Source organism: Streptomyces sp. UH6, assembly GCF_013421635.1.
In the GTDB taxonomy this organism is placed as follows: domain Bacteria; phylum Actinomycetota; class Actinomycetes; order Streptomycetales; family Streptomycetaceae; genus Streptomyces; species Streptomyces abyssomicinicus.
This window is the reverse complement of the sequence record NZ_JACADT010000080.1, coordinates 1-11601: the sequence shown is the minus strand read 5'-3', so window position 1 is coordinate 11601 and position 11601 is coordinate 1. Positions and strand designations below refer to the sequence as shown.

Genomic DNA, 11601 nt, shown 5'->3' with positions numbered 1-11601 from the left:
CGTCGGCGTATTCGCCCGAACTCCCGCTGCGCGGCCCGCTCCTGACGTCGCGCCGCACGCCGCTCGCGCCGCAGCCGGCGCGCCGTGCTGCTCGGCTCCGACACGACCCCGTGCCGCTGGTTCCACACCTGGCGGGTCACCCACACGTCGAGCACCGCCCAGGTCGCCGCGACGATGCCGGCGACCGCGGCGATCACCGCCGGAAAGGCCAGCAGCGCCTTGGCCATGGTGAGCAGGAACGCGACCGACGCCAGCAGGACGGTGACCGCCATGAGGAGCACGGCGCGTACCGCCGCCGTCCGGACGGGATCCGGCAACCGGGGCCGCCGGGCGGGCACCTCCACCCACAACGGACGCTCCCGCGCCTCCGGCTCGACCCCTTCGAGCCCCCCGAGTCCCTCGATCCCCTCGGACTTCCCGGACCTCTCAGGCCTCTCGGACTTCCCGTACTTCTCCGCAGTGTCCGACAACGCGACACCCCCTTCGTCCGCACGCTGATACCCCCACATCGTGTGGACGATCGACGTGCGCACAGGATTCCCGAAACGGGAGACAAATCTCCCGCAATCACCTGACTGCTACCCATGCCCGGCAGTGGCCAGGGATTTTCGACCGTACGATCCCTTCTTCGAGGGGTCCCCCTCAGTAGTAGGCTCACGCCGTTTGATTGACGCACAGGTGTACCCCGGCACGGGCGGGGCTGAACAAATGGGGGAGGCCATGCGCTTTCGCGGGACATCCATCCGCAGGAAGATCGTGGCGCTGCTGATCGTGCCGCTGATGTCCCTGACGGGCATTTGGGCCTTCACCAGTGTGCTGACCGCCACCGAGGCCAACCGCATGTTCACGGTGGCCACCGCCGTCGAGGAGATCGGCTATCCGGTCGAGGAAGTGGTCGTCGCGCTCCAGGCGGAACGCCGCCAGACCCTCGTCCACCTGGCCAGCCCGGACTCCTCGGACATCGACCTGCTGATGCAGAGCTGGGCCGTCACCGACGACGCCATGGAAGTCGTCCGCGCCAACGCGGCCAAGGAGGAGGTCCGCGAGGCCCTCGGTTCCAGTTCCGACCTGCAACTGGACGGAGTCCTGGAGACCTTCTGGCGCGTGGAGACCGCGCGCAGCGCCGTCGACCGGGGAGCCTCCGACCGCACCGAGGCCTACGCCGCCTACAACGCCCTGATCGACGAGTGCTTCACGCTCCTCACCGCGCTTCCGGCCGCCGACACCGTCGAACTCGACCAGCAGGCCAGGGCCGTGGTGAACCTGTTCCGGGTCCGCGAACTGCTGGCCCGCGAGGACGCCCTGCTCGGATCGGGCCTGGTGGTGGGCGAGGCCACCGGCAAGGAGATCGACCAGATCAGCGACCTGGTCGCGCAGCGCTCGATGCTCGTCGAAGTCAGCCTGCCGATGCTGCCGCAGTCGGACCGCGCCCGGCACGAGAGCTACTGGGAGGAGAGCGACGCCGCGACCGCCCTCGGCAAGGCGGAGCTGCGGGCCATGGACGGCGACCGGATGACGGCCCGCTCCTGGGACACGATCGCCGGCACCGCACTCGCCAACCTCCAGCGGCTCAACGACGAAACCGCCGACCGCTACCAGGAACGCGTCGGCCCGGTCGCCCGCAACATCATCCTCAAGGTCGTCGCCGGCGGCATCCTCGGCCTGCTCGCCGTCCTGGCCAGCATCGTGGTGTCGGTGCGCGTCGGCCGCGGCCTGGTCCGCGACCTGCGCGGCCTCAGCCGGGAGGCCCACGAGGCGTCCGGGGTCCGGCTGCCCAGCGTCATGCGCCGCCTGTCCGGCGGCGAGAAGATCGACGTCCAGGCCGAGATACCGCCCCGGGAGTTCCCCGGCAACGAGATGGGCGAGGTCGGCCGCGCGCTGGACTCCCTCCAGCGCGCCGCCGTCGAGGCCGCGGTCAGGCAGGCCGAACTCCGTTCCGGCGTCTCCGAGGTCTTCGTCAACCTGGCCCGCCGCAGCCAGGTCCTGCTGCACCGGCAGCTGACCCTGCTCGACACCATGGAACGGCGCGCCGAGGACACCGACGAGCTCGCCGACCTGTTCCGCCTCGACCACCTCACCACCCGCATGCGCCGCCACGCCGAAGGCCTGGTGATCCTCTCCGGCGCGGCCCCCGCCCGGCAGTGGCGCAAGCCGGTCCGCCTGATGGACGTGGTGCGCGCCGCGGCGGCGGAGGTCGAGGACTACGAGCGCGTCGAGGTCCGCCGCCTGCCCCGGCTCTCCGTCAAGGGCCCGGCCGTCGCCGACCTCACCCACCTGCTGGCGGAACTCCTCGAGAACGCGACGGTGTTCTCCCCGCCGCACACCGCGGTGCAGGTGATCGGCGAGCGGCTGAGCACCGGATTCCTCCTCCAGATCCACGACCGAGGCCTCGGCATGTCGGCCGAGGCCCGGCAGGACGCCAACGAACGCCTCGCCGAGACCCCGGACTTCGAGCTCTCCGACACCGACCGTCTCGGCCTCTTCGTGGTCAGCAGGCTCGCCCGCCGGCAGAACGTCAAGGTCTCCCTCCAGCCGTCGCCTTACGGCGGCACCACCGCCGTCGTGCTGCTCCCGGAACGCCTGCTCACCGAGGAGGAGCCGGAGAGCAACGGCTCGGGCCTGCGCCTGGACCGGGCCCGCGTGGCGACCCGGAAGAGGATCTCCGAGGCCGAGCGGACCGGCGAACTGGAACTGGTCGAGGTCATCCCGCTGCAGGAGACGCTGGAGGAGCCCCTGGGCGGGGAGCCGTCCTCCCGCGGCGGACTCCGTGTCCCACGCGACGAGCCCGACTCCGAACCGGCGACCGAGCACGCCGCCGTCCCGGACAGCGAGGAGGCCGCCGGGGGGCCGGTCCGCCCGGTGGTCGAACAGCCCCTGACGGCCGGTGGCCTGCCCCGCCGGGTCCGTCAGGCCAGCCTGGCGCCCCAGCTCAAGGACTCTCCGGACCAGGACCCCGCCGCACGGCGCCAGGCCCGGTCCGAGGCTGCGGATCCCGCCGCCCGCGACGCGGAGGAACTCCGCGACAGGATGGCCTCGCTCCAGCACGGCTGGCAGCGTGGCCGTGAGGAGAACGACGCCGTGGTGACCGCGACCGGCCGGGACGCCGGCCCGGGAACCGCGTGCCGGGAAGCGACCGGGGGAGCGCGGACCGGAACCGTACCAGCAACGACGAAGAGAGATGATCGATGACAGCCGCGCACCCGTTCGACGAGGCGGGAAAGGCCTCGGGGGGACTGAACTGGCTGCTGGACGACCTGGTGGAACGGGTCACCAACATCCGCAAGGCCGTGGTGCTCTCCGGAGACGGACTGGCCACCGGTGTGTCCAGGGAACTCACGCGTGAGGACGGGGAGCACCTGGCCGCGGTGGCCTCCGGCTTCCACAGCCTCGCCAAGGGCGTCGGACGCCACTTCCAGGCGGGTGCCGTCCGGCAGACCGTGGTGGAACTGGAGGACGCCTTCCTCTTCGTCACCGCCGCCGGCGACGGCAGTTGCCTGGCCGTCCTGGCCGACGCGGACGCCGACATCGGCCAGGTCGCCTACGAGATGACCCTCCTGGTGCGGAAGGTCGGTTCACACCTGAGCACGGCGCCCCGCGACGACGTGGCCGCCGGCGGGTAGGGCCTGGCATGAACGCAGACGGTCACGCCGACGAGGACTCCCGCCAGTGGTTCGACGACGAAGCCGGCCCGGTCGTCCGCCCGTACGCCATGACCAGGGGCCGCACGGCCGGGTCGGCCGGCGAGTGGTTGTCGCTGACCGCCATGATCATGACTCGCTCGGCGGACGACGAGGGCCGGACGACCGATCCGGAGGTCCTCGCCTCTCTGGTCCCCGAACACCTGACGGTGCTCGGTCTCTGCCGCGAGCAGGCCTGCTCGGTGGCCGACCTGGCCTCCGACCTCGACCTGCCGGTCGGGGTCGTGCGGGTGCTGCTCTCCGACCTGCTCGACGCCAAACTGATCCGCGTCCAGCCGCCCGTCCGTCTGGTCGAGGCCGTCGACGAGACGGTGCTGCGCGACGTCATCGCGGGTCTGCGCGCCCTGTAGACGGAGCCACGAGGAACGAACACGGCCCGTACCCCCGCCGACTGGGGTACGGGCCGTGCCGCACCCGGCACGAGTGCCGGGCGTGGCGCACTTGTTCCCGCTCCCGGCCGATGTATGCCTCAAGACTCGGCAACTTTTCTCTCCGGCCCCGGTCGTCCCGTCCTGGTGAGCCCTTCCCCCGCGGATCACGATCCTGATAGACGGAGGGACCATGAAGAGACTCACCGTCACCGCCCGTACCCTCGCCGCCGCCTCCTCCGCCGCCCTGCTCACCGTGGGCGGCGCGGGCGCCGCCACCGCGCAGGCGGCCCCCGAACCGCACGCGCCGGACGGCTTCGTGGCGCTGAGCACCGTGGACCCGACGATCATCGAGGAGATCCGCTACTTCACCCGGCACAACTTCGTCGGGGAGCGCGTCGACGGCTATCAGCAGCCGGTCTGCATACTCACCCGCCCGGCGGCGGAGGCGCTCAGCCGGGCCCAGACCCGACTGCGCGCCCAGGGGTACGGCCTGAAGGTGTACGACTGCTACCGCCCCCAGCGTGCCGTCGACCACTTCGTCCGCTGGGCCAAGGACGTGGACGACACGAGGATGAAAGCCGAGTTCTACCCGAACCTCGACAAGGCCCGCCTGTTCCCCGACGGCTACATCGCCGAGAAGTCCGGCCACAGCCGCGGCTCCACGGTGGACCTGACCGTCGTCAGGCTGCCGGCGACCCCCGACAAGCCGTGGGTGCCCAGCCGACCCCTGCAGCCCTGCTTCGCGCCGCAGAGCCAGCGCTTCCCGGACAACTCCTTGGACATGGGCACCGGTTACGACTGCTTCGACACCCTGTCCCACACCCTCGACCCGCGCGTCCAGGGCGAGCAGCGCGCCAACCGGCTGCTGCTCAAGGACACCCTGGAAGACCTCGGCTTCGTCAACTACGCCGACGAGTGGTGGCACTACACCTTCAAGCCGGAGCTCTACCCGGACACCTACTTCGATTTCCCGGTCTCCAAGGCGTCCCTCACGCCCGCCCGCTGAGCCACGGAAGGCAGGCCGGGCGCCCGCCGGACCACGGCCTGCGGTACGGCCGGCCGGCCGTTCCCTCCCGCCGGCCGTACCGCAGGCCGACGGCACTTCCCTCGGCCGAACCGGAGACGCCCTCGCGCCCGGTCGGATACATTCCGGCCGTGTCCGCCTCCCCGCACCCCACCGCCGTCCACCCGCCCGGCTCCCACTGCTCCGCCTGCGGAGCCGCCTACGGCGAGGGGGTCACCGGCTGGCCCCGCACCTGCCCCGCCTGCGCGACGGTCGCCTACCGCAACCCGCTCCCGGTCGCCGTGGCCCTCCAGCCGGTCCGCGACGAACAGGGGACCGGTCTCGTCGTGATCGTCCGTGCCATCGAACCGGCCCTCGGCGGGACCGCCCTGCCCGGCGGGTTCGTCGACCACGCCGAGGACTGGCGACAGGCCGTGGTCCGGGAACTCCGGGAGGAGACCGGCATCGAAGCCGACCCGGACGACCTCCGGCCGGCCGACGTGCTCAGCTCGCCCAACGGCCACCTGCTGGTGTTCGGCCTGCTCCCCGAACGTCCGGCAGACACCCTCCCGCCGTTCGTCCCCACCACCGAGACGAGCGCCCGGGCCCTTCTGCGCGAGCCCGTCGACCTGGCCTTCCCGCTGCACACCGAGGCCGTACGCAACTGGTTCCAGGGCCGCTACTCCTGACCCGGCGCCGATGACCCGGTACCGACTCGTAGTGCCACGCCCCACACATTGGCTGGTGACTATGTGGTGCCCACCCTGGTACGAAAGACGATCACATGACATCGTCCGTATCAGCCGCGTCATGCGCCCACCAGGCGCCGGATCCCGGGAGCGACCCCTATGCCCGTCCAGAACCCCGCCCCGCTCTGGCAGCCCACGCCCGAGCGGGCCGCCGAAGCACGGATCACCCGGTTCCAGGCATGGGCCGCCGAACGGCACGGAGCCCCCGCCGACGGCGGCTATCCGGCACTGCACCGGTGGTCCGTGGACGAGCTGGAGACCTTCTGGAAGGCCGTCACCGAGTGGTTCGACGTCCGCTTCTCCACCCCCTACGAGCGTGTCCTGGGCGACCGGTCGATGCCCGGTGCCGAGTGGTTCCCCGGTGCCACCCTCAACTACGCGGAGCACGCCCTGCGCGCCGCCGCCGAACGGCCCGGCGAACCGGCCCTGCTCCACGTCGACGAGAGCCAGGAACCGCGCCCCGTCACCTGGGCAGAACTCAGCCGGCAGGTCGGCTCCCTGGCCGCCGAACTCCGTGACCTGGGCGTCCGCCCGGGCGACCGCGTCAGCGGCTACCTGCCCAACGTCCCGCAGGCCGTCGTCGCCCTCCTGGCCACCGCCGCGGTGGGCGGCGTGTGGACCTCCTGCGCCCCCGACTTCGGCGCCCGCAGCGTGCTGGACCGCTTCCAGCAGGTCGAGCCCGTCGTCCTCTTCGCCGTCGACGGCTACCGCTACGGAGGCAAGGAGCACGACCGCCGGGAGACCGTCGCCGAACTGCGCCGGGAACTTCCCACGGTGCGCGCCGTCGTGCACATCCCGCTGCTCGGCACCGACGCCCCCGAGGGCGCCCTCGAGTGGTCGGCACTGACCTCCTCGGACACCGCACCCGTCTTCGAGCAGGTGCCCTTCGACCATCCGCTGTGGGTGCTCTACTCGTCCGGGACGACCGGTCTGCCCAAGGCCATCGTCCAGTCCCAGGGCGGCATCCTGGTCGAGCACCTCAAGCAGCTCGGCCTGCACTGCGACCTCGGCCCGGGGGACCGGTTCTTCTGGTACACCTCCACCGGCTGGATGATGTGGAACTTCCTGGTCTCCGGCCTGCTCACCGGCACCACCGTGGTGCTCTACGACGGCAGCCCCGGCTTCCCGGACACCGGCGCCCAGTGGCGGATCGCCGAGCGCACCGGCGCCACGTTCTTCGGCACCTCGGCCGCCTACGTCATGGCGTGCCGCAAGGCGGGCGTCCACCCGGGGCGCGACCACGACCTCTCCCGCATCGGCTGCGTCGCCACCACCGGCTCCCCGCTCCCGCCCGACGGCTTCCGCTGGCTGCACGACGAGGTCCGCGAGGACCTGTGGATCGCCTCCGTCAGCGGCGGCACCGACGTCTGCTCCTGTTTCGCGGGCGCCGTCCCGACCCTCCCGGTCCACATCGGCGAACTCCAGGCGGCGGGCCTGGGCACCGACCTCCAGTCCTGGGACCCGGGCGGCGACCCGCTGGTCGACGAGGTCGGCGAGCTCGTCGTCACCAAGCCCATGCCGTCGATGCCCGTGCGCTTCTGGAACGACGCCGACGGCAGCCGCTACCACGACAGCTACTTCTCGACCTACCCCGGCGTGTGGCGCCACGGCGACTGGATCACCATCACCTCGCGTGGCTCGGTGGTCATCCACGGCCGCTCCGACTCCACCCTCAACCGGCAGGGCGTCCGGATGGGCTCCGCCGACATCTACGAGGCCGTCGAGCGGCTCCCGGAGATCAAGGAGTCCCTGGTCATCGGCGTCGAGGAACCCGACGGCGGCTACTGGATGCCGCTGTTCGTCCAGCTGACACCGGGAGCCGCGCTGGACGACGCGCTGGTCGACAAGGTGCGGCGCACCATCAGGGAAGAACTGTCGCCCCGCCACGTGCCCGACGAGATCATCGAGGTGCCGGGGGTCCCGCACACCCTCACCGGCAAGCGCATCGAGGTCCCCGTGAAGCGTCTGCTGCAGGGCGTACCGATGGAGAAGGCGGTCAATCCGGGGTCCATCGACGACATCGGCCTGCTCGCCTTCTACGAGGAACTCGCCCGCAAGCGGTCCTGAGCCGACCCGGTACGGGACGCCGCCGCAACGCCGTCGCCCTCACTGTCAGTGGCGTCGGTTACGGTGAGTGAGCAATGTTCGACCGCTCGCACACCTGGGGGAATCGTGGCCCGTACCACCGCCCGTACCACCGGCACCGCCCGGACAGCCCGTGACAACCGCACCGGCCGCACCGGCCCCACCGGCCCGCAGAGCCTGCGCCGCGTACTGCGCAGGGAGATCGCCGGCACCGTCGGTCTGCTGACCGACGAACGCGACTTCGCGGCCATGCGGCGCTACCGCACCTTCGCCTTCGACGACCACCAGACCTACCTGGACCAGATGGAGGCCCTCCTCAGGTCGAGGGCCTCCCAGGGCAACCACACCAGCGTCGCCCTGTTCGACCCGGACGAGTACGTCACGTACTGCGTCGACGCCGGACTCGAACCGGACGCCGTGACCAGCCGCGCCCGCTACACCGCGCAGCTCGCCGCGACGAGCCCGACCGTCCCCTACGACGGCCGCCCCCTCGCCGAGATGCTCCCGGACCTGGTCGCCGAGACCGTCCGGCAGGCGACCTGGGAGTACGCGACCGAAGCGCTGGCCGGGCTCGGCCCCTGCCCCCTCTGCGGCGACGACCGCGGACGTCTCGCCCTCTCCCGTGCCACCCGGCTGCTGGGCGCGGTCCTCGGCACGGCCGGCGCCGGCTCCCTTCACCTGGTCTGCAGCGTGGGAACCCTGCCGCAGTCGCTGTTCAGCGTCCTGGACGCCGACCGCCGGGAGAACGGCGCGGTCGACGTCGACGAGGGCGAAGCCCTGGAACTGACCGCCGTACTGGCCCTGGGCATCGCCACCCGCAGCCCCGGCGGCCTGGTGATGCGTACCGTCGCCCCGGGCAGACCCGACCGCGTGTACGGCTGGCGTCTGAGGCCCGAAGGCCTGGAGCCGCTCACCGCGGGGGAGGTCTTCGACGCCTACTGCACCGACGTCACGACCGGAGAACCGATCGCTCCCGAGTCCGACGTCGACTACTGCGCGCCGCCCGAGCTGATGGTGGAACCGGAAACGCGACCCGACCACCCGCACTGACCGGACCGCCTGCCGCGTGACCGCCTGGCCGTGACCACCCGGCGACGGTCGGCACGCGACCCGACCCGCACCCGCCGGCCGGGCTCACTCCCCGGACAGCACCGCGCGGGCGGCCAGCCGTGCCTCCTCGGGGCTGTCAGCGGACCGGGCCGCCGCGGCCGCCCGCCTGCACTGCGCCAGGGTGCAGGTGGCCAGCGCGGCCCGTACCCGCGACAGCGCCGCGGGCGCCATGGACAAGGAGGTCACCCCGAGCCCCGTCAGCACACAGGCGAGCAGCGGATCCGCCGCGGCCTCGCCGCACACACCACAGCTCTTCGCCTCCGCGCGGGCAGCCTCGGCCGTCATCGCCACCAGGTCCAGCAGCGCGGGATGCCACGGATCCTGCAGACGGGAGAGCGCCGCCGCCTGCCGGTCCGCCGCGAAGGCGTACTGCGCCAGATCGTTCGTCCCCACGGAAAGGAACTCGACCTCACGCAACAACGACCTGGCCCGCAACGCCGCCGACGGGGTCTCCACCATCGCACCCACCGACGCGCGAAGCCCCGCCGCCCGGCACGCCTCGGCAAACGCACGCGCGTCGGCCCGGTCCGCCACCATGGGCGCCATCACCTCCAGGTGGACCGGAAGTCCTTCCGCCGCCCTCGTCAGCGCCAGCAACTGGGTGCGTAGCACCTCCGGGTGCCGCAACAGGGTCCGCACCCCGCGCATGCCGAGCGCCGGATTCGGCTCGTCGCCGGCCGTCAGGAATCCGAGGGGCTTGTCCGCGCCGGCGTCCAGGACCCTCACCACCACGCGCCGGCCGGGAAAGGCCGCCAGCACCTCCCGGTACGCCTCGGCCTGGCTGCTCTCGGAAGGAACCTCACCCGTGCCCCCCTTGTCGTCGACCCAGAAGAACTCGGTCCTGAGGAGCCCCACACCCTCGGCTCCCGCTTCCACGGCCGCCACCACATCGGCCGGCCCGCCGATGTTGGCGAGCAGCGGAACCAGATGCCCGTCGGAGGTGCGCCCCGGCTCCTTGGCGGTGGCCAGCTCGCTCTTCAGCCGCTCCGCCAGAGCCCGCAGCCCCTCCTGCCGTTCCTCCGAGGGATCGACGACGACCTCCCCCGTACTCCCGTCCACCGCGATCACGGCACTCTCGGGAAGCTCCGCCGCCCCGGGCACCCCGACCACCGCCGGCACCCCGAGGGCGCGGGCCAGAATCGCGCTGTGGCTGGTCGGCCCGCCCTCCTCGGTGACGATCCCGAGCACGAGCGTGGTGTCGAGCAGCGCGGTGTCGGCGGGCGCGAGATCCCGGGCCACCAGGACGTACGGCTCGTCGCTGTCCGGGACGCCGGGCATCGGAACGCCGAGCAGCCGCGCGACGATGCGGTTGCGCACGTCCTCGAGGTCCGCGACCCGGCCGGCCAGGTACTCGCCCGCTCCCAGCAGTAGATCCCGGTACGCCGCGCAGGCGTCGTACACGGCACGCTCCGCGGTGCTCCCCACCGCGATCCGCCGCCAGACGTCGGCCAGCAGTTCCGGGTCCCGGGCCATCATCGCCTGGGCCTCCAGCACCGCCTGCGCGTCACCACCGGCGAGGATCCCCCGCGCGGTCAGGTCGGCGGCCACCGCGTTCAGGGCCTGACGGGCCCGCCGCTGCTCCCGTTCGGCGTCGGCCCCGGGGATCTGCCTGGCCGGCGGCTCCAGCACGGCGGTCCCCATGTGCCGCACCTCCCCGACCGCGACACCATGGCTGACCCCTACGCCCCGCAGCGTCGTCTCCATCTCACCCGTCCACTCGTGCGAGAGCGGCACCCGTCGGTGGCGCCCGGCTGATCCCTGCATGCCAGTGTGACGGCCCTCCCCGCACTCGGCAGAAGCAGGAACACCCTCAGCGCCCGGTGTCACTCCCAGACGAAGAGCTGGTCACCGGCCTCGACGCCGGCACCGTTCGCGAACCCGGTGAGCGAGCCGGCCAGAGCCTCCAGGGCGATCACAGGACACACCGGTGACCTGCCGGCCGATTCCACGGCCTCCGGGTCCCAGCGCACGACGCCCTCCCCGCGCCGGACCGCGTCGCCCTTCCGCAGCAGCGGCTCGAACCCCTCGCCGTTCAGTTGCACCGTGTCGATGCCCAGGTGCACCAGGACGCCACGGCCGTCGCCCGACACCACGACGAACGCGTGAGGGTGCAGGGAGACCAGGGTCCCATCGATCGGAGCCCCCGCTGTCACCTGCCTCCTCGTTCCTCCGGTCGGGTCCACAGCCGTCCCCGGACCCACCATCGCCTCGGCGAAGACAGGGTCGGGCACCGTGTCCAGAGGGATGACCCGGCCCGGGACGGGGGACGTCACGGTGAGCATCAAGGGGGCCTCCCATGGCCGACAGCAGTCACAGCGGGTGGTGGGCGGTGCGCGTAAAGGAAGCCTATGTCCCGGGATGCCCCGGATCCGGTTCCTGGCGCCCCCTGATGCCTGAAGAGGGGCCCCCTGAGCGATTTGCCTCACGGGCCGGGAGGTGTGTAGAGTCTTACACCTGTTCGGGAACGAGCGACTGCGAGAGATCGCACCACCGCCCCCGGGCAGCACCCCAACTTCTTCAGATCTTTCTCCAAGATCTCGCCTCCGGCATGCTCCGGGAGCGGTGGTCAAGGAAAAGGAAAAAGG

The 11601-nt window shown here is 72.0% G+C and carries 10 protein-coding genes; 7 read left to right on the top strand and 3 right to left on the bottom strand.

Annotated elements, in window-relative coordinates; genetic code table 11:
- A partial coding sequence (locus HW445_RS07630; RefSeq protein WP_180220260.1) for a hypothetical protein occupies nucleotides 1-470 on the bottom strand: 470 nt, incomplete at its 3' end.
- 250 nt (nucleotides 471-720) lie between these two features.
- On the opposite strand from HW445_RS07630, the gene HW445_RS07625 reads away from it, so the two are divergent.
- The 7 genes from HW445_RS07625 (at nucleotide 721) to HW445_RS07595 (ending at nucleotide 8956) form a co-directional block, all read left to right on the top strand.
- On the top strand, nucleotides 721-3189 hold the full coding sequence (locus HW445_RS07625; RefSeq protein ID WP_180220259.1) for a nitrate- and nitrite sensing domain-containing protein: 2469 nt from the start codon (nucleotides 721-723) through the stop codon (nucleotides 3187-3189).
- The gene (locus tag HW445_RS07620) at nucleotides 3186-3620 is read left to right on the top strand and encodes a roadblock/LC7 domain-containing protein (RefSeq protein WP_151774938.1); all 435 of its coding nucleotides are present in this window, start codon (nucleotides 3186-3188) and stop codon (nucleotides 3618-3620) included. The genes HW445_RS07625 and HW445_RS07620 overlap by 4 nt, the downstream gene beginning before the upstream one ends.
- 8 nt (nucleotides 3621-3628) lie before the next feature.
- On the top strand, nucleotides 3629-4048 hold the full coding sequence (locus HW445_RS07615) for a DUF742 domain-containing protein (protein ID WP_180220258.1): 420 nt from the start codon (nucleotides 3629-3631) through the stop codon (nucleotides 4046-4048).
- Nucleotides 4049-4259: 211 nt separating this feature from the next.
- Entirely contained in the window at nucleotides 4260-5075 is an 816-nt protein-coding gene (locus HW445_RS07610) for a M15 family metallopeptidase (protein WP_180220257.1), read from the top strand.
- A gap of 149 nt (nucleotides 5076-5224) precedes the next feature.
- Nucleotides 5225-5761 carry an NUDIX domain-containing protein gene (locus tag HW445_RS07605; protein ID WP_180220256.1) on the top strand — a complete coding sequence of 179 codons (537 nt, stop codon included), beginning with the start codon at nucleotides 5225-5227 and terminating at the stop codon, nucleotides 5759-5761.
- Between the two features lie 159 nt (nucleotides 5762-5920).
- A complete protein-coding gene (locus HW445_RS07600; RefSeq protein ID WP_180220255.1) occupies nucleotides 5921-7888 on the top strand; it encodes an acetoacetate--CoA ligase in 1968 nt (655 codons plus the stop codon).
- 195 nt (nucleotides 7889-8083) lie between these two features.
- Nucleotides 8084-8956, top strand: coding sequence for a hypothetical protein (locus HW445_RS07595; protein WP_180220261.1), 873 nt, complete (start codon nucleotides 8084-8086; stop codon nucleotides 8954-8956).
- 84 nt (nucleotides 8957-9040) lie between these two features.
- On the opposite strand, the gene ptsP is transcribed toward HW445_RS07595, so the two are convergent.
- Nucleotides 9041-10720, bottom strand: coding sequence for a phosphoenolpyruvate--protein phosphotransferase (gene ptsP, locus HW445_RS07590; protein ID WP_180220254.1), 1680 nt, complete (start codon nucleotides 10718-10720; stop codon nucleotides 9041-9043).
- Nucleotides 10721-10839: 119 nt separating this feature from the next.
- A complete protein-coding gene (locus tag HW445_RS07585) occupies nucleotides 10840-11298 on the bottom strand; it encodes a PTS glucose transporter subunit IIA (protein WP_180220253.1) in 459 nt (152 codons plus the stop codon).
- Between the last annotated feature and the right edge of the window lie 303 nt (nucleotides 11299-11601).

Coding starts and splice junctions, on each gene's coding strand:
- HW445_RS07615 (WP_180220258.1), top strand. CDS start 3,629: ATGAACGCAGACGGTCACGCCGACGAGGACTCCCGCCAGTGGTTCGAC.
- HW445_RS07610 (WP_180220257.1), top strand. CDS start 4,260: ATGAAGAGACTCACCGTCACCGCCCGTACCCTCGCCGCCGCCTCCTCC.
- HW445_RS07620 (WP_151774938.1), top strand. CDS start 3,186: ATGACAGCCGCGCACCCGTTCGACGAGGCGGGAAAGGCCTCGGGGGGA.
- ptsP (WP_180220254.1), bottom strand. CDS start 10,720: ATGGAGACGACGCTGCGGGGCGTAGGGGTCAGCCATGGTGTCGCGGTC.
- HW445_RS07585 (WP_180220253.1), bottom strand. CDS start 11,298: ATGCTCACCGTGACGTCCCCCGTCCCGGGCCGGGTCATCCCTCTGGAC.
- HW445_RS07600 (WP_180220255.1), top strand. CDS start 5,921: ATGCCCGTCCAGAACCCCGCCCCGCTCTGGCAGCCCACGCCCGAGCGG.
- HW445_RS07625 (WP_180220259.1), top strand. CDS start 721: ATGCGCTTTCGCGGGACATCCATCCGCAGGAAGATCGTGGCGCTGCTG.